This is a genomic window from Inquilinus sp. OTU3971 (genome assembly GCF_038440215.1).
In genome coordinates this window covers 1-22,161 of sequence record NZ_JASATH010000137.1, presented here as the reverse complement: position 1 = coordinate 22,161, position 22,161 = coordinate 1, and the positions used below count along the sequence as shown (strand labels likewise).

General features: G+C 71.1%; 21 protein-coding genes. 4 read left to right on the top strand and 17 right to left on the bottom strand.

Annotated elements, in window-relative coordinates:
* The 3 genes from AAHM41_RS27870 to AAHM41_RS27860 all read right to left on the bottom strand — a co-directional run.
* Nucleotides 1-1,640, bottom strand: a 1,640-nt coding sequence (locus AAHM41_RS27870; protein ID WP_342239873.1) for an OPT/YSL family transporter, incomplete at its 3' end; no start/stop codon positions are given.
* Nucleotides 1,641-1,750: 110 nt separating this feature from the next.
* Complete coding sequence (locus AAHM41_RS27865; RefSeq protein WP_342239872.1) at nt 1,751-5,542, bottom strand: hydantoinase B/oxoprolinase family protein; 3,792 nt, start codon at nt 5,540-5,542, stop codon at nt 1,751-1,753.
* Nucleotides 5,543-5,560: 18 nt separating this feature from the next.
* The gene (locus tag AAHM41_RS27860; protein ID WP_342239871.1) at nt 5,561-6,337 is read right to left on the bottom strand and encodes an IclR family transcriptional regulator; all 777 of its coding nucleotides are present in this window, start codon (nt 6,335-6,337) and stop codon (nt 5,561-5,563) included.
* A gap of 132 nt (nt 6,338-6,469) precedes the next feature.
* On the opposite strand from AAHM41_RS27860, the gene AAHM41_RS27855 reads away from it, so the two are divergent.
* Entirely contained in the window at nt 6,470-7,735 is a 1,266-nt protein-coding gene (locus tag AAHM41_RS27855; RefSeq protein ID WP_342239870.1) for a hypothetical protein, read from the top strand.
* Here the strand turns inward: AAHM41_RS27855 and AAHM41_RS27850 are convergent.
* The 4 genes from AAHM41_RS27850 to AAHM41_RS27835 form a co-directional block, all read right to left on the bottom strand.
* Nucleotides 7,725-8,306, bottom strand: coding sequence for a hypothetical protein (locus AAHM41_RS27850; RefSeq protein WP_342239869.1), 582 nt, complete (start codon nt 8,304-8,306; stop codon nt 7,725-7,727). The two genes, AAHM41_RS27855 and AAHM41_RS27850, sit on opposite strands and share 11 nt — an antisense overlap.
* Nucleotides 8,303-8,917, bottom strand: a complete 615-nt coding sequence (locus AAHM41_RS27845) for a hypothetical protein (protein ID WP_342239868.1) — start codon at nt 8,915-8,917, stop codon at nt 8,303-8,305. The genes AAHM41_RS27850 and AAHM41_RS27845 overlap by 4 nt, the downstream gene beginning before the upstream one ends.
* Complete coding sequence (locus AAHM41_RS27840) at nt 8,914-9,453, bottom strand: hypothetical protein (protein ID WP_342239867.1); 540 nt, start codon at nt 9,451-9,453, stop codon at nt 8,914-8,916. Before AAHM41_RS27840 ends, AAHM41_RS27845 begins: the two co-directional genes overlap by 4 nt.
* A gap of 183 nt (nt 9,454-9,636) precedes the next feature.
* Nucleotides 9,637-10,485: a phytoene/squalene synthase family protein gene (locus tag AAHM41_RS27835; RefSeq protein WP_342239866.1), complete on the bottom strand. Its 849-nt coding sequence runs from the start codon at nt 10,483-10,485 to the stop codon at nt 9,637-9,639.
* Between the two features lie 104 nt (nt 10,486-10,589).
* Between AAHM41_RS27835 and AAHM41_RS27830 the strand changes: the two genes are divergently transcribed.
* Complete coding sequence (locus AAHM41_RS27830; protein ID WP_342239865.1) at nt 10,590-11,831, top strand: flavin-dependent oxidoreductase; 1,242 nt, start codon at nt 10,590-10,592, stop codon at nt 11,829-11,831.
* Here the strand turns inward: AAHM41_RS27830 and AAHM41_RS27825 are convergent.
* The 3 genes from AAHM41_RS27825 to yajC form a co-directional block, all read right to left on the bottom strand.
* On the bottom strand, nt 11,828-12,277 hold the full coding sequence (locus AAHM41_RS27825) for a cupin domain-containing protein (protein ID WP_342239864.1): 450 nt from the start codon (nt 12,275-12,277) through the stop codon (nt 11,828-11,830). The genes AAHM41_RS27830 and AAHM41_RS27825 overlap by 4 nt on opposite strands.
* A 79-nt stretch (nt 12,278-12,356) precedes the next feature.
* Complete coding sequence (locus tag AAHM41_RS27820) at nt 12,357-12,731, bottom strand: Mth938-like domain-containing protein (RefSeq protein WP_342239863.1); 375 nt, start codon at nt 12,729-12,731, stop codon at nt 12,357-12,359.
* Between the two features lie 23 nt (nt 12,732-12,754).
* The gene (gene yajC, locus AAHM41_RS27815) at nt 12,755-13,198 is read right to left on the bottom strand and encodes a preprotein translocase subunit YajC (protein WP_342239862.1); all 444 of its coding nucleotides are present in this window, start codon (nt 13,196-13,198) and stop codon (nt 12,755-12,757) included.
* 169 nt (nt 13,199-13,367) lie between these two features.
* On the opposite strand from yajC, the gene AAHM41_RS27810 reads away from it, so the two are divergent.
* Nucleotides 13,368-14,240 (top strand): ATP-binding protein, encoded by an 873-nt coding sequence (locus tag AAHM41_RS27810; RefSeq protein WP_342239861.1) that lies wholly within the window; start codon nt 13,368-13,370, stop codon nt 14,238-14,240.
* A gap of 31 nt (nt 14,241-14,271) precedes the next feature.
* Here the strand turns inward: AAHM41_RS27810 and AAHM41_RS27805 are convergent, their stop codons facing one another.
* Entirely contained in the window at nt 14,272-15,795 is a 1,524-nt protein-coding gene (locus AAHM41_RS27805) for an AbgT family transporter (RefSeq protein WP_342239860.1), read from the bottom strand.
* A gap of 2 nt (nt 15,796-15,797) precedes the next feature.
* A complete protein-coding gene (locus tag AAHM41_RS27800; protein ID WP_342239859.1) occupies nt 15,798-16,955 on the bottom strand; it encodes a M20 metallopeptidase family protein in 1,158 nt (385 codons plus the stop codon).
* 115 nt (nt 16,956-17,070) lie between these two features.
* Here AAHM41_RS27800 and AAHM41_RS27795 point away from each other — a divergent pair, with 115 nt between their 5' ends.
* Nucleotides 17,071-17,973 carry a LysR family transcriptional regulator gene (locus AAHM41_RS27795; RefSeq protein ID WP_342239858.1) on the top strand — a complete coding sequence of 301 codons (903 nt, stop codon included), beginning with the start codon at nt 17,071-17,073 and terminating at the stop codon, nt 17,971-17,973.
* Nucleotide 17,974: 1 nt separating this feature from the next.
* On the opposite strand, the gene AAHM41_RS27790 is transcribed toward AAHM41_RS27795, so the two are convergent.
* From AAHM41_RS27790 to AAHM41_RS27770, 5 genes are all read right to left on the bottom strand, one after another.
* Entirely contained in the window at nt 17,975-18,928 is a 954-nt protein-coding gene (locus AAHM41_RS27790) for a M23 family metallopeptidase (protein ID WP_342239857.1), read from the bottom strand.
* Nucleotides 18,928-19,593 carry a protein-L-isoaspartate(D-aspartate) O-methyltransferase gene (locus AAHM41_RS27785; protein WP_342239856.1) on the bottom strand — a complete coding sequence of 222 codons (666 nt, stop codon included), beginning with the start codon at nt 19,591-19,593 and terminating at the stop codon, nt 18,928-18,930. Before AAHM41_RS27785 ends, AAHM41_RS27790 begins: the two co-directional genes overlap by 1 nt.
* 11 nt (nt 19,594-19,604) lie before the next feature.
* The gene (surE, locus tag AAHM41_RS27780; RefSeq protein WP_342239855.1) at nt 19,605-20,363 is read right to left on the bottom strand and encodes a 5'/3'-nucleotidase SurE; all 759 of its coding nucleotides are present in this window, start codon (nt 20,361-20,363) and stop codon (nt 19,605-19,607) included.
* A gap of 2 nt (nt 20,364-20,365) precedes the next feature.
* Nucleotides 20,366-21,640 carry a serine--tRNA ligase gene (serS, locus tag AAHM41_RS27775; RefSeq protein ID WP_342239854.1) on the bottom strand — a complete coding sequence of 425 codons (1,275 nt, stop codon included), beginning with the start codon at nt 21,638-21,640 and terminating at the stop codon, nt 20,366-20,368.
* 307 nt (nt 21,641-21,947) lie between these two features.
* Nucleotides 21,948-22,161, bottom strand: a 214-nt coding sequence (locus AAHM41_RS27770; protein ID WP_342239853.1) for a hypothetical protein, incomplete at its 5' end; no start/stop codon positions are given.

The window sequence follows — 22,161 nt, the reverse complement described above, 5'->3', positions numbered from 1 at the left end:
CGGCGGCCGAACAGCGGGGTGATGACGGAGCTGAAGAAGCTGAACAGGGCGTCGCCGGCGATCACCCCGGCGGCGACCACCTCCATCTCGCTCCGCCCCTCCTCGCCGCGCCAGCGGGTCCATGAGGCACGGATGAGGATGCCGGCCAGCACCGCCCAGCCCGCCAGCGGCGCAGGAAGCAGGAGGCCGGTGGCGAACAGGATGCCCATCTGCCGCTTCGACCCGCCGAGCCATTGCACCAGCGCCCCGGGCACCGCCCAGAGGGCGAGCGACCGCGCCACGTCCGGCGCCACCCCGGCCCCGATCGTGGCCGCATAGACCCGGTCGACCGGCGGCAGCAGGTCCTGGGCGAAATAGGATTCCCAGGAGAAGTAGACGACGACGATGGCGACCAGGAAGGCGACCATGGCGGCCAGCAGCTGCTGCCGCCGGCCGTCGCGCTCGAATTCCGGGTCCGCGCCGTGGCCGCGCAGGATGTACCCGGCCTTCAGGTCGTAGCCCATGTCGGCGAAGGCCGGCCCGGTTGCGGCGGAGAAGGCGACCAGCGCCGCCAGCGCCGTCGGCGGAAACCCGACCAGCATGCCGATGATCAGGGTGATCAAGGCCACGGCGAAGGCCGGGAACCAGCCGGAATGCATTGCCGCCAGGCCGACGATCAGCTCATGCACGAAGGCGGCGAAAGCGGCGTAGATCACGAAGGCGACCAGCATGCCCCAGGACAGCTCGGCCCAAAGCCCGCCGGCCGCGGCGATCAGCATGGCCAGCGCGATGTAGCCGGCGGTGCCGAGCCCGAGCGCCCGCCGCAGCGCCGCGTCGGACTGGGTGCGGGCGGCGCCGTCGGTGTCGCGGCGCAGCAGGGTCGAGCCGACCTGCAGCAGCGCCACCAGCCCGGCGCCGATCATCACGCCATGCGGGATATACGCCTTCATCAGGTCCCCGCCCGGGATGATCCCCGCCTCGCCGCCGAACAGCTGGGGGGAATAGCCGCGCAGCAGCAGGCCGACGCCGAACATGGCGAGCGCCCAGATGTTGCCGATGAAGGCGATGCCGAAGGCCGACATCGGGATCTTGAAGAAGGAGCCGATCGCGCCGATCGCCACGCCGACGCCCAGCAGCACCGCCTTGCGGCCGCCCTCGTCGCCCGCCTTGATCGCCTCGGCCGCGGCCACGCCGGGCGGCCAGGCGCCGGTGGCCGGGAACACCTTGGTGTCGAACATCCGGTACAGCAGATAGGCGTCGAGCAGCATCGCCAGGGCGACGCCGGCGAACATCGGCAGCACCAGGTCCGGCCGGCCCAGCGCATAGGGGATGCCGATCGGCAGCAGCAGGCTGTTGGCGGCGCCGAAGGTGGCGCCGGAGATGGCGCTCTGCGCCAGGTTCTGGACATGGATCGAGCGGTAGCGGGCGAACAGGCCCAGCGGGATGCGCGCCAGCACCATCGCCGCCAGGGCGCCGATCAGCGAGGTGTTCGCCGAGACGCCGAGGCTGACCAGGATCTGCATGCCGATGATGGCGCCGAAGACGCAGAGCAGGATGATCAGGGCGAGCGTCGCCGGCTCGAACACGCTGGGGTGCCGACGGCCGGTTGCCGCCATGGCCGGGGGCGCCGCGGTCGGGTCCGCGGTCAGGTCGTGCTGCATGAAACCTCCTGGTGGGACCGCTTGGCCGCGGCCTTGATCTCGTGATGCGGGTCTTGGGCGTGCCCTGTTCGAGACAGGGCCGCGCACCCTGGGATGCGCGGCCCCGAAGCTCATGCGGCCTTGGCGGCGTCGGCGGGGGCCGAGACCCGGCCGTCGCTGGCGTCGCGGTCCAGCGCCGCCCGCGGCCGCTCCGCCGGGTCGCCGTAGCCGGCACCGCCGGCCAGGACGATCTCGACGATCTCGCCCGGCCTGGCCAGCTGCACCAGCTCGCCGGTGCCGCAGTCGCGCAGGACCTGGCCCTGGGCGTCGCGCACCACGCCGCGCGCGGCACCGCCCGGCGCGCCGCCGAACAGGCCGGGGTTGCTCGACTTCACGCCTTCCGGATAGACCGCGACGAAGGTGGTCAGCCCGTCATCGGCCAGCTTGCGCAGCGAGACGCGCTGGCCCAGCCCGCCGCGATGGCGCCCCGGACCGCCGGAATCCTGGACGTAGGTCTTCTCCAGCACCAGCACCGGCACGCGGGTCTCGAACAGCTCGACCGAGGTGTTGGCGGCCGAGGTCGGCCACAGCAGGCCCGACTTGCCATCGCCATGCGACGAGGCGCCCTGGCCCCCGCCCATGAACAGCATGTCGGAATAGGTCGCCCCCTCCCCATCGCGGCCATAGATGGTCGCGGCCACCGGCAGGCCGGTGAAGGCCTGCACCTTGTCCGGCGCCGCCTCGGCCAGGGCGCGGAAGATGTTCGGCGCGATATACCAGCCGGTGCGGGTGCGCAGGTTCACCGCCATCGGCTTGCTGGCATTGAGGATCGATCCCTCCGGCGCCTTCACCTCGAATGCCCGGTAGCAGCCGGCATTGCCGCGGACATTCGGCGTCAGCATGCATTTCAGCGGATAGGTCGCATGCGCCGCGGTGTAGTTCATCGTGCAGTTCAGCCCGCCCTGCGGCAGCTGCGCCGGCGCGCCCGCGAAGTCGAGGGTGATGCGGTCGCCGTCGATGGTCAGCGCCAGCGGATAGCGCAGCCGTTCGCCCAGCGGGTTGTTCTCGATCTCCGACCGGTAGACGCCGTCCGGCAGCGCCGCGATCGCCTCGCGCATCGCCGTCTCGGACCGGCCCTGCACCACCGCCGCCAGCGCCCGCAGGTCCTGCATGCCGTATTCCCGCATGAAGGCGACCAGCCGGTCGGCGCCGATCGCGTTGGCGGCGACGAAGGAGTGGATGTCGCCGGTCACCTGGCCCGGGTTGCGCACATTCTCCGCCAGCAGGCGGAACAGCGTCGCGTTCGGCCGCCCCTCCTCCACCAGCTTCATCGGCGGGATCTGGAATCCCTCCTCGAAGATCTCTCGGGCGCGCAGGCTGTCCTTGGTGCCGCCGATGTCGGAGACGTGGCCGACCGTGCCCATCAGCCCGACCAGCCTGCCGTCATGGAACACCGGCGTGACCACGGCGATGTCGAACAGATGCCCGGCGCAGAGCCAGGGGTCGTTGGTGACCAGCACGTCGCCGGGCCGCAGCGTCTCGGCCGGGTATTCGGCCAAGAGCGCCTTCACCGCCCGCGGCAGGGTCAGGTTGAACACCGGCATCGCCCGCGGCGAATGCGCCAGCGTCTCGCCCTCGGGGTCCAGGAGCTCGCAGGCGAAGTCCTGGGCCTCGGAGATCACCAGCGAGAAGGCGGTGCGGCAGACCGTCAGCCACATCTCCTCGACCACGGTGACCAGCCGACTCCACATGATCTCCAGCGCGATCGGGTCGGCCTCGATCCGCGCCATCGCCTCCGGCAGCGTCATCTCGGCCGTGACCAGAGCCTGGACCGGCGCGGCGACGCCGATGGCGATGCGCAGGTTCAGCGTGTCGTCGACCCGGACGGTGTCGCCCGGCGGCACGATGGTGGTGGATTCCCGCTCCTCGATGATCGCCGGCCCCTCGATCCGGTCGCCCGGCACCAGGGCGTAGCGGTCATAGACCACGGCCTCGACGACGCCGTCGGCAAAGCGCGCCGGCCGCATGCCCTTGCGCTTGGCCGCGGCATCGCCGCCGCCGGTGGCGCCGGCCAGCGACAGAGTCGGCGTCGGACCCAGGCAGCGGACGCGGAAGTTGATCGCCTCGATCTCGGCGCCGCCATACAGCGAAGTGTAGCGGGCGGTGTAGACCTCGGCGAACGCGGCACGGATCGCCTCCAGGCTGCCTGCGTCGATCGCGCCGGACGGCAGCGGCACGGCGATCTCGTGCATCTGGCCGGTCAGGCGCATGTCGGCGCTGCGCTCGACCGTGACCACTGTGGGATCGACGCCCGCCTCGGCCAGCCGCCGCCGGCCCTCGGCCTCCAGCTCCGCCAGCACGCCGTTGACCGCGGCGGCGTCGAACGCGCCGGAGAAGCGCACCGGGTGCGACCGCACCAGCTCGAAGGACAGCGGCGCCGCCAGGAAGCCCAGCGCCGAGGCGGCGCCGGAGGCCGGCGGGATGATCACCTCGGCCACGCCCAGCACCCGCGCCACCCCGGCGGCATGGGCCGGGCCGGCGCCGCCGAAGCCAACCATGGCGTAGCGGCGCGGGTCCTTGCCCTTCTCGACCAGATGCACCCGGGCGGCGGCGGCCATGCTCTCGGTCACCACCTTGTGGATGCCCCAGGCCGCCTCCTCGACCGACAGGCCGAGCGGCTTCGCGACCCGCGCCACCGCGGCCTCGGCCGCCGCCTTGTCCAGCGCCATGCGGCCGCCCAGGAAGAAGCCGGGGTCGTAATAGCCCAGCACCAGGTTGGCGTCGGTCACCGTCGGCTCGATACCGCCCTTGCCGTAGCAGGCCGGGCCGGGGTCGGAGCCGGCGGAATGCGGGCCGACGCGCAGCAGCCCGACCTCGTCGATCGAGGCGATCGACCCGCCGCCGGCGCCGATCTCGATCATGTCGATCACCGGCGCCTTGATCGGCAGGCCGGAGCCCTTCTTGAAGCGATGCACCCGCCCCGCCTCCATCATCGGCGCGATCTCGGCGCGGCCGTCCTCGATCATGCAGGCCTTGGCGGTGGTGCCGCCCATGTCGAAGGAGATGACGTCGGCCTTGCCGGCGAGGGCCCCGAACAGCGCCGTGGCCCGGCCGCCGCCGGCCGGGCCGGATTCGAGCAGCCGGATCGGGAAGGCGCGCGCCGTCTCCGGCGCCACCAGCCCGCCGGCCGAATGCATCAGCCGCAGCGTGCCCTTGAAGCCGCGCGCCGCCAGCTCCCGCTCCAGCCGCTGCAGGTAGCGGTCCATCAGCGGCTGGACATAGGCGTTGGCACAGGTGGTGACGCAGCGCTGGTACTCCCACAGCTCGGCCACGACCTCGAAGGATAGCGACACGGCCAGTTGCGGGAACTCGGCCCGGGCGATCTCGCCGACGATCCGCTCATGCTCCGGGTTGCGATAGGCATGCAGGAAGCAGACGGCAACCGCCTCGACGCCCTCCGCCACCAGCCGCCGGAGCGCGGCGCGCACCGCCTCGCGGTCCAACGGCTCGACCACCGTGCCGTCGCGGTCCACCCGCTCCGGCACCTCCAGCCGCAGCCGGCGGGCCACCAGCGGCTCCGGGAACTGCAGGAACAGGTCGTAGATGTCGTAGCGCTGCTCCGTGCCCATCTCCAGCACGTCGCGGAAGCCGCGGGTGGTAATCAGCCCCAGCTTCGCGCCCTTGCGCTCGATCACCGCGTTGGTAACCAGGGTGGTGCCGTGCACCATCTCGCCGACATCCGCCAGCCGGATGCCGGCCATCGCCACCAGTTCCTCGATCCCGACCAGCGCCGCCTCGGACGGGTCATGCGGCGTGGTCAGCCGCTTGTGCAGCTTCACCGTCCGCCCCTCGCCGTCATAGAGGATGAAATCGGTGAAGGTGCCGCCGATGTCGAAGCCGATGCGCCAGCGCGTCGCCTGCATGATCGATCCGTTCCTTGGTTACGCTGCGGAGGCCGAGATCCCGGCCTGCCAGTTCGGGTCGCCGGCCAGGGCCGCGACCTCCCGTGCCCCGGCCAGCAGCCGGGCGATGATGTCCTCCCGCTCCTCCGCCGTGACGGTGGAGAGCGGATAGGCGATGCAGAGGCTGACCGCCTCGCCGGTCTGGGGCGACCCGACGGCGGCGGCCAGGGCGCCGACGCCGCGATTGGCCTCGTCATGCGACTCCGCGAAGCCCAGGCGGCGGACCTTGTCCAGCCGCTGCAGCAGCTCGTCGAGGGTCTGTGGCGCGGTCGGCGACACCGGCGGCCAGGGTTCCCGGAACAGCGCCCGCACCTGATCGTCCGGCAGCCGCGCCAGCAGCGACCGGCCGGTGGCGCTGGAGTGCGCCGCCAGCGGCCGGCCGACCGGCGTGGCGACGCGCAGCACATTGGTGCCGGGATGGTAGGTCAGGCCCATGACCTCGCCGCCGTCGCGGATCGAGACATAGCCGGTGTGGCCGACCGCGGCGACGATCCGGGCCACCACCGCATCCGCCCGCCCGACCAGCGACGAGGTGGTGCTGTACAGATGCCCGACACCGAGGATCAGCGGCCCCGGCCGGTAGCGCTTGGTGTCGCCGATGGTCTCCAGCAGCCCGGCATCGCGCATCGCCCGCAGCAGGCGGGAGATGTTGCTCTTCGGCAGCGACAGCAGCGCCGACGCCTCGGTCACCGTGAGCTCGGTGCGGCTGGTGGAGAAGCAGCGCAGGACAGCGGCGGCGCTTTCGAGCGTGGTCATGAAGCCATCCTCAAAAGTTCCATTTTCTGGAACTCGATTTTCGAATATCGAAACTCTAGCAACCGGCGGAGAGGCCGATCAAGCCCGTTTGGCCGTGGACGGCCCAATCCTCCACGTTTAGGCTCCTGCTTCATGCTGAGTTGGTTCGACCTGCCGCTGACTGCCCTGCGCCTGCTGCGGGCCCATTGGCCGGAGCTGCTGTGCTGGTTCTTCCTGCAGCTCCTGGCCTACCAGCTGCTGCTCGATCTGTCGGTGTGGCTCGGCCATATCAGCCCGCCGCTGGGCTTCTTCGGGCTGTCGCTGCTGGTGGTGGCGCAGCTGCTGTGCACCATCGCGATGTTCCAGTCGCTGCGCCCGGGCATGCCCGCTTTGGCCCGCGCCTCCGCCGAGAGCGAGGATGGCGGACTGCTGCCGCGGCGCTGGACGCCGGGCCGGCACCTGACCGAGGTCATCGCCATCGCGCTGCTGCCGTTCTTCGCCTATTACGCGGCCTGGGGCATGCTGAGGAACGTCCTGCGGGCTTACAGCCTGGACTTCCTCCGCGGCAGCGTCGGCCAGAGCCCCACGGAGCTGCTGAGCGCGACCGGGATCCTGACCTCCATCCTGCTGACCTGGGCGCTGCGGCGCTTCAGCCTGTGGCGGCACGACAAGACCCGCTCGGCGCTATGGTCGGTGATGGCCACGGTGTGCGAGGCCTACTGGGTCTTCCTCGGCCTCTTCGCGATCTCACGATGGACGGGCCAGGGCTGGGACTGGTGGAACGACCGCGTCGTGGTCGTCGCCTGGTGGGACTGGTGGGAGGGGCCGCGCTCCTGGTTCGGGCTGCTGCCGATGCTGAAGGACTGGCTGGGGCCGCCGCTGGGCCTGCTGCGCGACGCCCTGCTGGTCGCATCCCTGCCGCTGCTGTGGCTGGCGATCGCGGCGATGATCTACGGCCATGACCTGCGCGACCCGTCCCTGCTGACGCATCGGCGGCTGGAGCCCTGGCAGCGCCGCTATGCCGGGCTGCCGTCCCTGGCCCGCGCCGCCGCCGACCGGTGGAGCGCCGGCTGGCGGAAGAAGACGGTGCCGATCCTCAACAGCCTGCGCCTGATCCTGCGGGCCGGGCTGCGCCCTGCCCTGATGCTGTGCCTGTGCTATGTCGGCCTGACCTTCGCCTGCAGCCACGCGTTCCGCTTCGTGGTCTGGCTGATCGGGCCGCAGGAGCTGCAGATCTGGCACCTGCTGACCCCGGCGCTCGACGTGCTGGTCGGCGGCCCGATCCCGCTGGCGCCGACCCTGATCAAGGAGCCGCTGCGGATCTGCCTGCTGGCCGCCGCGGTCGAGCTGACGCTGCGCGGGCTGCGGCAGGCGCCCGAGGCTCAGCCGGCCGGCGAGGCCGCCCCGGTCAACGCCTGAACCGGAGATAATCGGGATACTGCTGGCGCAGCAGCAGCTCGGGCTCGACCCGGCCGGCCGCCTCGGCCGGGATTACAAAGTTGAGTTCGAAGGCCCAGGGCTCGCCGGGCGAGGCCTTGCGCTCGGTCATGTCCATCCAGTTCTGGGGATCGCCCAGGCTCCAGCCGCAATTGTCCGGCAGCTTGCTGGCCGGCCGGAAGGCGCTGAGACGGTTGGCGGTCCAGATCGGCCCCGACGGATCGCGCAGCCGGCCCTCGCAGAGCCGCAGCGCCTCCAGATCGGTGGTCGGACCCGGAACCACCGTGAACCGGGCGAGCAGCGAGACGGCGCCCTCCGGCAGCTCGATCCGCCGGCCGAGATGGTCGGACGGCGCCGACTGCACCTCGGTTTCCAGCAGCCGCCACCGCGCCCCGTCATACTCGCCCTCCGCCCCCGGGGGCACGATGGTGGCGAAAACCGGACGCAGCCCGGCGTAATGGCTCCAGGCCTGCCAGGTCGGCCAGCCGAGGGCGAGGACGGCCAACACCGGAAGGGCGAGCAGACACAGCAGACGGCGGCGCGACGGCGTCATCGGGACGCGTACCGCGAGACCAGCAGCAGCGACTCCGGCATGTCGCGCAGCAGCCCGTCCACGCGATCCCGGGTCAGCCCGAGATCGATCACGGCCACGCTGTCGGGGGCGATGCGGAACCGGTCGCGCGATGCCTCCAGCACCGTGCCGGCCAGCTTGTCGCGCGGGATCTCGAAGGCGACGACACCGCGCTGCGGCAGCCCCGGCACGATCTCGACGCCGCCCAGCCGATAGTCCATGTCGACGCGCCGATCATCGGCACCATAGGAATAGCCATCCTGGGTGCGCAGCTCGGCGCGCTGGAAGCGCAGCGGCTCTTGCAGCGCCTCGACGCGCAGATGCGCCACCAGCCAGACGCCGTAGGTGTCGCGCCGCCGCGGCGGATCGCCGTCGCCTGCATCCAGTCGTAATGCGCGGGCCAACTCGACCTTTTCGACGGTGACGGCGAAGTCCCGGCCGCGGACCGTCTCACCCAGAGTGCCGCGGACATAGAACGGGGCGCGGTTGTCGTCGTAGCTGGCGGTGTGGCGGGCCATCCAGAGCATCGCGGCCAGCGCCAGCACCACCATCAGCGCATCCATCCTCCACCGGCGCCAGCCGGCCCGCATCACGGCTTGCTCCCCTTGTTCGGGGCGGGTTCGCGCCGATCTTCGACCGCCAGGGCCAGCACGCCGATCGGCTTCGCCCGCGCCCAGGCGGCGTTGCCGATCAGCGCCGTGCGCTCGACGAACTCGCGGTTCAGCACATGGAACTCGGCGTGATCCATCGGCGTCGACGGGAGGGCCCAGACCGCGACCACGCGCGCCGGCAGCTCGGGATGGATGGCAATGCCGCGGCTGGGATCGCTCGGCAGGACCAGCGTCTTCGGATCCTCGGTGTCGCGCCAGGGCTTGCCGGGTTCGGCCAGGCGCAGGGCCTCGACGAACAGCGACTCGCTCCGCCGCGTGCGATTCTCGAGCCACATCTCGACCATCAGAAAGGCGCCGTCGCCTCCCGAATCGCCGTCGGCGATCCAGGCCTTCAGAGGGCGAATCCTCCATTCGTTCGTGGTGATGACAGACTCTGCTCCGAATCGTGGCAGCGGCCGCGGCGCCGCTGTCTCGAACCCACCGAGGTGCCAGGTCGCGATGGCACCGACGACCAGCAACAACCCGACTCCGCTCCACAGGCGGGGATGTTCGCTGATCCAGTCCGGGAGGTGTTGGGCGAGCCTTCGATACACGCGTCGGAACGGTCCGGGCAGTGGGAGGGCGGGCGCAGTCTAAGCGAGCAACCATGCCTCTGCCCAGCCGGTATTGTCCTGAGAAGGCCCGGCTTGGAGAGAGGCGTCCTAGTATCGCCCCAGCATGGCGCCCAGCACCAGATCTGCCTGGCGCAGCGGCGGCGGCTCCTGGACCAGGGCGAAGAAGACGTCGTGCCCCGCCCGGCTCAGCCGGCGCAGATAGCCGTCGGCCAGACGCGCGGACAGAAGGGCCGGCACCGCCGTCCGCGGCACCTCGCGACGCAAGGCCCGCGCTTCGGCCAGACGCCCTCTCGCCGCCTCTGCCACACGCGCCACCGCCCGGCGCAGCCCGTCATGCGGCTTCATCTCGAACAGCAGGCCGCGGTCGGCGCCCTCGGCCGCGATGATCTCCTGCGGCAGGTACAGGCGCTTCTGCCGGGCGTGGAACGGCACGGCGCGCATCAGCCCGACCAGCGCCCAGGCGGTGCCGATCGCCATCGCCGCCCGATGCGCCGCGTCCTCATGCACGCCCAGAACCTCGAGATGCAGGCGCAGCAGCGGCCCGGCTGTGTCCGCCGCGTAGCGCTCCAGATCGGCGAGGGTCGCCGGCGGCTCGTCCTCCAGGTCGCGCTCGCGGGCATCAATGACGGTGTCGAAATAGGCCCGGCTGAGGTCATGGGCCCAGACCGCCGGGGCCAGCGCGTCGAGCACCTCGTGCCGCCGCGGCCGGCCGTCATAGATCTCGCCGATCGCGTCGCGCCACCATTGCAGCCGGATCTGGCCGAGCAGCGGCTGGCTGACCACCTCGCGCGTCTTCGCCACCTCGATGTTGAAGGCGTAGAGCGCGAACAGCGCCGCCCGGCGTGGCGCCGGGGCGAACAGGCAGGTCAGGTAGCGGTCGTGGTCGAGGCGGCGAACCTGTTCGCCGTTCTGGCCCAGGAGATCGGTGGTCGGCATGGCGGCCCCTATATGCCCGCTCGCGGCCCCGATCGCCACCGGAGCTTGCCAGCGCGGGCTCAAGGCGGAAGACTTGGCCACCGAAGCATCGAGGGAGGCGACCGATGAAGGCGATCATCGTCGGTGGCGGCATCGGCGGGCTGACCGCGGCGCTGATGCTGCAGGCGCGCGGTATCGGCTGCGCCGTATTCGAGCAGGCGACCGAGCCGCGGGAGGTCGGCGTCGGCATCAACACCCTGCCGCATGCGATCCAGGAGCTCGCCGGGCTCGGCCTGCTCGACCGGCTCGATGCCGTCGCCATCCGCACCCGGGAGCTGCTCTACACCAACCGCTTCGGCCAGATCGTGTGGCGCGAGCCGCGCGGCCTGGACGCCGGCTTCCCGGTGCCGCAGTTCTCGATCCACCGCGGCCGGCTGCACGGCGTGCTGCACAAGGCGGCGCGGGAGCGGCTGGGCGGCGACATCCACCATGGCCGCCGGCTGGCCGGCTTCGAGCAGACCGAGACCGAGGTGATCGCGCATTTCGTCGACCGCCACGGCGCGCCGGCCGGCACCGCGCGGGGCGACGTTCTTATCGCGGCCGACGGCATCCATTCGATCGTGCGCGACACGCTGTATCCCGACCAGGGGCCGCCGTCCTGGAACGGCGTCATGATCTGGCGCGGCGCGATCGACTGGCCGGAATATATGGACGGGCGGACGATGATCGTCGCCGGCGGCATGCAGGCGAAGGTGGTGCTGTATCCGATCGCGCCCGGCACCGCGCCGGGCCGGCGGCTGACCAACTGGGCGGTGTGCGCCCGGATCGGCGACGGCAGCACGCCCCCGCCCCGGCGCGAGGACTGGTCGCGGCCCGGCCGGCTGGACGAGGTACTGCCGCACGCCCGCCGCTTCGCACTGCCGGAGGCCGATATCACCGAGGTCGTCACGGCCACGCCGGAGTTCTGGGAGTACCCGATGTGCGACCGCGACCCGCTGCCGCGCTGGCGCCATGGCCGGGTGACGCTGCTGGGCGACGCGGCGCATCCGATGTACCCGGTCGGGTCGAACGGCGCGTCCCAGGCGATCCTCGACGCCCGGGCCCTGGCCGACGCCTTGGCGGACACGTCGGATGCCGTCGCCGCGCTGGAGCGCTACGAGGCGGACCGGCGGCCGAAGACCGCGGAGATCGTCCGGCAGAACCGCAGCGGCGGGCCGGAGGGCGTGATCGACGTGATCGAGCAGCTGGCGCCGGACGGCTTCGAAGATATCGAGGCCGTCCTGCCGCATGCGGAGCGCCAGGCGATCGTCCGTGGCTATGCCTCGGTCGCCGGCTTCACCCCGGCCCAGCTGCGCCGCCCGCGCTAGGCGGGGGGCGGCAGGAACTCGACGTCGTGCTTCGCCGCCAGCGCCACCACCGCATCGGGCGTCTGCTGCGGCAGGTCGTGGATGGCCTGGAACAGCTCGACCAGCCGGCCGGTCGGCGCCACCCAGAACAGCGACTTCGCGATCGCGCCGCTGTTGTTGAAGATGCCGTGCGGGATGCCCTTGGGCAGGCGCACAAGGTCGCCCACCGTGGCCGATGCGTTCTTGCCGTCGAGCAGGAAGTCGAGCTTGCCCTCGAGGATGTAGAGGAACTCGTCCTGCAGCGGATGGATGTGCGGCGGCACGAAGGTGCCGATGCCGAAGGTGGCGTGCCAGGCGAAGCTGTCCGCCGAGATCTGCTTCGGCACATAGGTCTGGCCCAGGATCGACCAGGAGATGCCGTCGATCCCATCCGCGGCCCCGGTGATGCCCGCCGTCATCGGCTTCATATCGCGCCCTCCCTGGTCGTTGCCGCCGGCTTTCGCCGGGTCTCTCCAGAGTAGAGCCACGCCGGGGAAAAGCCAGATCTCAGACCGGGATCAGCGCCGCGGCGGCGCGCCGGCCTTCCGAGATCAGGACGTTGTAGGTGCGACAGGCGGCGCCGGTGTCCATCGCGTCCATGCCGATGCCGGCCTCGCGGATCTGCCGCCGCAGCACGGAGGGCAGCAGCGTCATGCGCGGGCCGCAGCCGATCAGCAGCACCTCGACCGGCGGGTCGATCCGCCGCACCGGGTCGAGAGCAGCCACGTCCAGATCCTCGATCCGGCCGAGCGCCCAGGGCGCCTCGCCCTCCGGCCAGATCAGCATCGGCCCCTGGTACAGCGTGCCCGCAACGCGGAAACCGCCCGGCGGATAGCCGTCGATCATCCGCCGCCCGGGCGGGATGACGGAGGAGATTTCCACGGCCCCGCCCCGTCCCGCTCAGCTCACTTCCGCGACAGGAAGCGGCCCAGCCCCTTCGGCTTCTCGGCCTCGGCCGGCGCATTGGCCGCGGCCGGAGTCGTCGCGTCCTCGTCCTTGTCGCCGTTGCTCGACCCGCCACCCTTGGCCGGCTCGGTGCGGGCCAGGACGGTGGTGACGGTGCTGCGGATCACCTTGACCCGGACATTCTCGGCGATCTCGATCGTCAGCTCGTCATCGGCCACCTTCTGCACGGTGCCGACGATGCCGCCGCCGGTGACGACGCGGTCGCCGCGGCGCAGCGCGCCCAGCATGTCGCGATGCTCCTTCGCCCGCTTCTGCTGCGGCCGGATGAGCAGGAAGTAGAACACCACGAAAATCAGGATCAGCGGCGCGAACTGCATCAGCAGGCCAGCACCGCCGGCCGCGCCGGCATCGGCCGTCTGGGCATAGGCCTCGGAAATCAACATTCCACGCTCCACCTCTACAGTCGGGCGCGACTATAGCGGCCGGGGCCGCGGTTGCAACGGAATCCAGTCCGCCCGCTGCTGCGGCAAGGGAGCCCTGCGGCGGTTGATCTCGACAGGCCTGCGGCACGATCATTAGCGTCGGCGGGCCAAAAACGAAGGAGACCGTCCGGTGGCCGACCTGGACCCGACACGACTGCAGCTGCTGACCCGCATCGCCGATGCTCTGGAGCGGCTGGCCCCGCCGCCGCCGGCGCCGACCGACCTGGCCAGCGCCGACGCCTTCACCTGGGACGCCGAGCACGGGCGGTTGCTGCCGGTCGCCGCGGTCAGCCGGGTCGATCTCGTCCTGCTGCAGGGCATCCAGCTGCAGCGCGACCTGCTGCTGGAGAACACCCGCCGCTTCGCCCAAGGGTTGCCGGCCAACAACGCCCTGCTCTGGGGCTCGCGCGGCATGGGCAAAAGCTCGCTGGTCAAGTCGGTGCACGCGACGGTGAACGGCGAGGCCGGCGGCATCCTGGCGCTGGTCGAGATCCATCGCGAGGACATCGGCTCCCTGCCCCGGCTGCTGCACCTGCTGCGCGCCTCGGCCCGCCGCTTCATCCTGTTCTGCGACGACCTGTCCTTCGACGGCCAGGATGCCAGCTACAAGTCGCTGAAGGCGATCCTGGAGGGCGGCATCGAGGGCCGGCCGGAGAACGTCGTGTTCTACGCCACCTCCAACCGCCGCCACATCCTGGCGCGCGAGATGATCGAGAACGAGCGGTCGACCGCGATCATCGCTGGCGAGGCGGTGGAGGAGAAGGTGTCGCTGTCCGACCGCTTCGGCCTGTGGCTCGGCTTCCACGGCTGCAACCAGGACACCTATCTGGAGATGGTCGAGGGCTACGCCGCCGCCTTCGGCCTGGAGATCGCGCCCGAGACGCTGCGGGCCGAGGCGCTGGAATGGACCATCACCCGCGGCTCCCGCTCCGGCCGCGTCGCCTGGCAGTACATCCAGGACCTGGCCGGCCGCCTGGGCAAGCGGCTGGAGCCGGCGAAGTAGGAGAAGGGGCGGCCCGCGCCACCCCCTCCCGTCAGTTCAGGAACAGCCCGACGCCGGGAGCCAGCGGCAGGCCGAGTTCGACCCACAGCACCAGGAAGGCGGTCCAGGCGACCAGGAAACCGATCGAGATCGGCAGCGTCATCGCCGCCAGCGTGCCGATGCCGGCATCCTTCTGATAGCGCTGCAGGAAGGCCAGGCAGACGGCAAAATACGGGCTCATCGGCGAGATCACGTTGGTGACCGAGTCCGAGATGCGGAAGGCGGCCTGGACCAGCGCCGGCTCCAGCCCCACCAGCATCATCATCGGCACGAAGACCGGCGCCATCAGCGACCATTGCGCCGAGCCGGAGGTGATGAAGACGCTCATCACCATGGCCAGCAAGACGAAGGCCACCACCAGCGGCGTGCCGCCCAGGCCGCCGGTGTCGAGCAGATGCGAGCCGTGGATCGCAATCCATTCGCCGAGATTAGTCCAGCGGAACCAGGCCAGGAACTGCGAGATGGCGAAGAACAGCACCAGGGTCGGCGCCAGCTCCTTCACCGCCTCGGCCATGAAGCCGGCGACGTCGCGGGCGCTCTTCACCTTGCCGACCGCAGAGCCGTAGACCCAGCCGAGCGTCAGGAAGAACACCGCCAGGATGGCGACGATGCCTTCGAGGAAGGGAGAAGGCACCAGCCCGCCCTGCTCGTTGCGCAGCGGCGACCCGGCCGGCAGCACCGCCGCCAGCACCACGACGAGGAAGGCCAGCGCCACCCAGCCGACGCGCTTCAGCGCCCGGCTCTCGACCTGGCCGATCGGCTCCAGCTTCAGCACCACGTCGCCGGTGTATTTGCCGGCCAGCGGCTCGACGATCCGTTCGATCACCAGCGTGCCGACCAGCGACAGCAGCACCGCCGAGCAGGCGATGAAGTAGTAGTTGTCGAGCGGCGAGACATAGGCGTTGGGGTCGATCGCATGCGCCGCGCCGGTGGTGATGCCGGACAGGATGATGTCGACCGGGGTGATGAAGAGGCTGGCGTCGTAGCCGGCGCCGACCGCGACATAGCCGGTGACGGCGCCGACCAGCGGGTTGCGCCCGACCGCCTGGAAGATCATGGCCGAGAGCGGGATCAGCACGATGTAGGCGGCGTCGGAGGCGAGGTGGCTGCACATGCCGACCAGGAAGATGACGAAAGTCGTCAGGTGCCGCGGCGCCTTGATCACGCTGACCTGCATCAGGCTGGCGATCATGCCGACCTTATCGGCCACGCCGATCGCCAGCATGATCACGAGGATGACGCCGAGCGGCGGAAAGTTGACGTAGTTCTTGGCGATCGAGGTCAGGGCGAAGACCAGCCCGTCGCCGGAGATCAGGCTCTGGACCGCGATCTCCTTGCCGGTCTTCGGGTTGATGCCGGAGGCGCCGCCCATGGCCATCAGCCAGGACAGCACGGCGACGACGCCGCAGAGGATCAGGAACAGCAGGAACGGATGCGGCAGGCGGTTGCCGGCCCGCTCGATCAGGGCGAGGAAGCGCTGCATGGCGGAGCGGGTTTCGACGGTCGAGGCGGTCATGGTCAGCGGCCCCCCAGCCGGCGTTCGGCGATGGCGGTGAACATCCCGGCGGCGACCGGCAGGATCTCGTCGCGGTAGTCGTAGCGGGGATGGTGCAGATAGGCGCTGTCCTCGCCGTTGCCGACGAAGAAGAAGCAGCCCGCCACCTGCTCGAGATAGAAGGCGAAATCCTCCGCCCCCATGGTCGGCAGCGCGTCCATCCGGCCGGAGCGCTCCGGGCCGACCGTGTCGAGCGCGGTCGCCAGCACGAAGTCGGTTTCGGCGGCGTCGTTGACCACTGATGGGATGCGCATGGTCTGCTCGATCGCCGCGGTGGCGCCGTGCGCCTTGCAGATCTGGGCGATCACCCAGCGCAGCTCCTGGTCGATCCGCTCATACGCCGCGGGCGACCCGTCGCGGGTGTTGATCGCCAGCGTCGCCGCCATCGGGATGATGTTGTGGCTGTTGCCGCCATGGAACTGGGTGACGGTGACGACGCCGGATTCCAGCGGCGACAGGCGGCGCGACACCACGCTCTGCAGCCCCTGCACCACGGCGGTGCCGACGAAGATCGGGTCGATCGCCAGGTCGGGCCGCGAGGCGTGGCCGCCCTTGCCGGAGATCGTGACCTCGTAGAGCGAGCTGCCGCCCATGGTCGGGCCGGACTTGGCGAAGACCCGGCCGAGCGGATAGGCCGGGCGGTTGTGGTAGCCGTAGATCGCGGCGACGCCGTCCAGCGCGCCGGCCTCGATCATCCGGGCGGCGCCTAGCCCGCCCTCCTCCGCCGGCTGGAACAAGAGCTTGATCCGGCCGGACAGGCGATCAGTCATCCCGGCGAGGCCGCGCGCGGCCAGCAGCAGCGAGGCGGTGTGCCCGTCATGGCCGCAGGCGTGCATCTTGCCGGGGATCTTAGAGGCATAGGGAAGGCCGGTGTCCTCGAGGATCGGCAGCGCGTCCATGTCGGCGCGAAGCGCGATGGTCGGCCCGGGCCGGCCGGTGTCGAGCAGCCCGACCACGCCGGTCTCGGCCAACCCCGTCTCGACCGCGTAGCCGAGGCCGCGCAGCCGCGAGGCCACCAGATCGGCGGTGCCGCGCTCCTCGTATTTCAACTCGGGGTTCGCGTGCAGATGCCGGCGGGTCTCCACGGCTTCCGCGATCGCCTCGGGCGAAAAGCTGTCCATCGCCATCCCTGTCCAGGTTTCGTTCGTCATCCCTGGTAGGAACGCGATCCACATGCCACAAGCGCTATAATTCGCACAACGCGTTGCCATCGCGGCAACGGACGAGAGCAGCGCCATGCAGAGCACCGCCCTTCGGTATTTCCTGGAAGTCGCCCGGTCCGGTTCGATCGCGGATGCGTCGAAGCGGCTGAACGTCGCCGCCTCCGCCATCAGCCGGCAGATCGCCAAGCTGGAGCGCGAGCTGGGGGCCGAGCTGTTCGAGCGCCGGCCCCGCGGCATGGTGCCGAGCGCGGCCGGCGAGATCCTGGCCGCCCATGCCCGCCGGTCGATGCTGGACGGCGAGCGTGCGGCCGCCGAGATCCGCGAGCTGCAGGGCCCGCATCGCGGCCATGTCCGGCTGGCCAGCTTCGAGGGCTTCGCGCTCGACATCCTGCCGGAGGCGGTGGCCGCGTTCCGCCGCCGGCACCCCGGCGTGACCTTCCACCTCTGGGTCGGCACCTCCATCGAGATCGCGCGGCGGGTGCAGGACGGCGAGACCGACATCGGCGTCACCTTCAACCTGGCGCCGCCGCGCGGCACGGCGGTGGAGCGGATGATCCGCCGGCCGATGCACGCGCTGATGCCGCGCCGCCACGAGCTGGCCGGGCGGGAGAGCCTCACCCTGGCCGAGACCCTGCCCCATCCGGTCGCCCTGCCGGACCCGGACCGGACCCAGCGGCAGTTGATCGACGCCTGCTGCAACCTGCAGGGACTGGCGCTGGAGCCGGTGCTGTCGACCAACTCGATGGCCGCGCTGCGCCGCTTCAGCGACATCGAAGGCTGCATCCACTTCACCAGCGCCATCCGCGACCCCGGGCGGGTGGAGCTGGGCGACTTCGTCGCGGTGCCGGTGGCCGATGAGAGCATGACCGACAGCACGCTGCACATCCTGACCATGGCCGGCCGCACCCTGCCGGCCGCAGTGCGCGCCTTCCGCGATGCCCTCCTGGCCGAGCTGGCGCCGGTGGAACGCTCTTAGCTCACGGCAGGTACTGTTTCGGGTCGACCGGCGCGCTGTTCTTGCGCACCTCGAAATGCAGCTGCGGCGCGTCGACCGCGCCGGTCTGGCCGACGGTGCCGATGGTCTGGCCGGCGGTGACCGTGTCGCCCTTCTTCACCGACAGCGACGCGGCATGGGCATAGGCGGTGACCAGCCCGTCGCCGTGCTGGATCAGCACCAGGTTGCCGTAGCCGCGCAGCTCGTTGCCGGCATAGGCGACGGTGCCGGGGCCGGCCGCCTTGATCGCCGTGCCGGCCGGGGCGGAGATGTTGATGCCCTGGTTCGGCTTGCCGGCGAGCGGCGCGTTGAAGCCGGCGATCACCGAGCCGGTCAGCGGCCAGGCGAAGCGGCCGCCCCGGGCCGCGGCCTGCGGCACCGCGGCGGGCGGCGGCACGGTGGCGCTGGCGACCGGCGGCACCGTCGCGGGCGGCGGCTTCGGCACGATCGAGGTCGGCGCGCCGGTCGTCGGCGACACCGGGGTCGGGCCGGTCACGGCGCCGGCGGGCGGGACTGCACCCGGCACGGCCGGCGGAGCCGTGCCCGGCACCACCGGCGCTGCGGCACCGCCCGGCGGCGGCAAGCGCTGCACGGCCAGCCCGCTTGCGGTCGACGGCACGGTGTTGAGCGGCGTACCGCCCATCGGCGCGGTCGCGCCCGGTGTCGTCGCCACGGCCCCGGGCAGCGTGATGGTCGGCGCCGGCCCCGGCGCGGAGCCCGGGGAACCCGGCAGGCGCAGCGTCTGGCCGGACTGCAGCGCGTAAGGCGGCTGCAGCCCGTTCAGCGCGATCAGCGCCGGCATCGACACGTCGTAGCGGCGGACGATGGCGAGCACGTCATCGCCCGGCTGGACCTGGACGGTCGCCGGCCGCTGCGCCATGTCGTCGGCGCCCGGCGGGACGTTGCAGGCTGCGAGGCTCGCCGTGGCGAGCGTCATCAGTAGGATGGACCGCCATCCTCCCCGTCGGGAAGGTCCGGCAGCAACGGCACGAAGCGAACTGGCCACAGATCCTCCCGCTCCAACCCGGTCTCGGTGCGCGTGAAACGGACCACGCGCTGGTTCCGCTTCTCGTCCCCCATGGGAATCACGATTATACCACCGATCGCGAGCTGGTCCGTCAGCGCCGGGGGCGGCAGGTCGCCGCGATGCGCGGCAGTGACGATGATGCGGTCGAACGGCGCCTGTTCCGGCCAGCCCTTCATGCCGTCGCCCCAGCGCGCGGTGATGTTGCTGATGCGCATGCCGGCGATCCGCTCCAGCGCCAGGTCGAGCAGCGGCTTGTGCCGCTCGATGGTGTAGAGCCGGCGGCAGATCCGCGCCAGCACCGCCGCCTGGTAGCCGGAGCCGGTGCCGATCTCCAGCACCTTGTGGCGGTCGCCGACCTCCAGCGCCTGGGTCATCAGCCCGACCACCATCGGCTGGCTGATGGTCTGGCCGTGGCCGATCGGCAGGGCGATGTCCTCATAGGCCTGGTCGAGGAAGGCGTCGGGCACGAAGGCCTCGCGCGGCACCCGCTCGATCGCGCCGAGGACGCGATGATCCGTGATCCCCGACCGGCGGAGATGCATCAACAGCCGGATCAGCCGCGGCTCGGCGATCATGGGCGACGCCCTTACTTGGCGAACGCGCCGCGGAGGGACTGGATCGCGGCGGCGTGGTTCAGGTCGAGATGCAGCGGCGTCACCGTGATCCGGCCGTCGCGCAGGGCGGACACGTCGGTCTCGTCGCCCTGCAGCGCCTCTTCCGTCCGGCTGGTGCCGATCCAGAAATAGGTGCGGCCGCGCGGATCGAGTCGCTCCTCCAGCACGTCGCCGATCTTGCGAAGGCCGTGCGGCACCACGGCGATGCCGGTGACCGCGTCCGGATCGACCGCCGGGAAGTTGACGTTGACCAGCACCTGGTCCGGCCAGTCCGTGGCGATCGCCTTGCGCGCCACCTCGGCGCCCCAGCGCCCCGCCGTCTCCCAATCCGGGCGGCGGCCGTCGGCGAATTGCTGGCTGAAGGCGATGGCGCGGATGCCCAGCATCGTCGCCTCCATCGCCGCGGCGATGGTGCCGGAATAGGTCACGTCCTCGGCGATGTTGCGGCCGTGGTTGACGCCGGACATCACCAGGTCGGGCCGCTTGTCCTTCATCATGTGGTTGACGGCCAGCAGCACGCAGTCGGTCGGCGTGCCGTCGACGGCGAAGCGCTTCTCCTCGATCTTCCTGAGGCGCAGCGGCCGGTGGATGGTCAGGGAATGGCTGGCGGCCGACTGCTCGGTCTCGGGCGCGCAGACCCAGACGTCGTCCGAGAGCTCGCGGGCGATGCGCTCGAGCACCGAGAAGCCGGTGGAATTGATGCCATCGTCATTGGCCAGGAGGATGCGCATCGTCAGCCCTTCACGTCCAGGATCTCGAGCCCGCCCATATAGGGCCGCAGCACCTCCGGCACCTCGATCGCGCCGTCCTGCCGCTGATAGGTCTCCATGACCGCGATCAGGGCGCGGCCGACGGCGACGCCGGAGCCGTTCAGCGTGTGCAGGAAGCGCGTGCCCTTCTCGCCCTCCGGCCGGAACCGCCCCTGCATCCGCCGGGCCTGGAACTCGCCGCAGTTGGAGCAGGAGGAGATCTCGCGGTACCGCCCCTGCCCCGGCAGCCAGACCTCGATGTCGTAGGTCTTGCGGGCGGAGAAGCCGATGTCGCCGGTGCACAGCACCACGGTGCGGAAGGCCAGGCCGAGCCGCTTCAGCACGGTCTCGGCGCATTCCGTCATCCGCTCATGCTCGGCCACCGACTGCTCGGGCGTGGTGATGCTGACCAGCTCGACCTTGCTGAACTGGTGCTGGCGGATCATGCCGCGGGTGTCGCGCCCGGCCGAGCCGGCCTCGGAGCGGAAGCTCGGCGTCAGCGCGGTGAAGCGCAGCGGCAGCCCCGCCTGGTCCAGGATCTCGCCGGCGACCAGGTTGGTCAGCGGTACCTCGGCGGTCGGGATCAGCCAGTGGCCGGTGTTGGTGCGGAACAGATCCTCGGCGAATTTGGGCAATTGCCCGGTGCCGAACACGGCCTCGTCGCGCACCATCAAGGGCGGCGCGATCTCGGTGTAGCCGTGCTCGCCGACATGCAGGTCGATCATGAACTGGCCGATGGCACGTTCGAGCCGGGCCAGCGCGCCGCGCAGGACCACGAACCTCGCGCCGGACAGCTTGGAGGCCGCGGCGAAGTCCATCAGCCCCAGGCCCTCGCCGAGATCGACATGGTCGCGGGCGGAGTTCAGCCGGCGCGGCTCGCCGGTGCGCCGGATCTCGACATTGGCGCTCTCGTCCGGCCCGTCGGGCACGTCGTCGTCGGGGATGTTCGGCAGCTCGGCCAGCCGCGCCGCCAGCGCCGCCTCGGCGTCGCGGTCGGCCTGCTCCAGCTCGCCCATCCTCGCCTTGATCGAGGCGACCTCGTCCATCAGCGCCTGGGCGTCGCCGCCCTTGGACTTGACGGCGCCGATCTCCTTGGAGGCGGCGTTGCGGCGGGTCTGCAGCCCCTGCAGCTCGGTGGTGATCTGGCGCCGGCGCTCGTCCAGCGACAGCAGCTCGGCGGCGACCGGCGACAGACCCCGCCGAGCCATCCCCTTGTCGAAGGCCTCGGGATGCTCTCGGATGAATCGGATGTCGTGCATCGCGCGCTCGATAACTGCCGGATCGGGGAATCGTGCGCTGGTTATAGGAGGTGGGCCGGCCGGACGCAAACGGGCCGGAGCCTCGGAAACGGGGTTTGTGCCGCCTTTCCCATGACATTTCTCCCCCTCCCCTTGCGGGGGGGTTGTCGCAGCCAGGACCGGCATGCGCCTGATCCAACCTCCTCAGCCATGCCATTCGCGCGCAGACGCGCGCAGCCCCTCCCCCGCCCCCCTCCCGCAAGGGGAGGGGGAGTGTGGAAGGCTGGGCTGGTCGGGCAATCGGCAGGCGTAACAAGCGACGCAGCCCTCAACTGCTGTCCGGGTTCGCCGGCTTGGGCATGGGCCCGCCGGCGGCGGAGTCGTCCGGCGGCGGGGACCAGCCCTCTCCGGGCTCGCGATCGGCAGCCTCGGCCGCCTCCGCCGCCGGGGCGGCCTTCGTCTCGGCGACCTCGTCCCAGCTCTGGGGCAGCCGGATCGGGTCCGGCGGGTAGCCGATCTTGCGGCAGACCTCCTGCACGAAT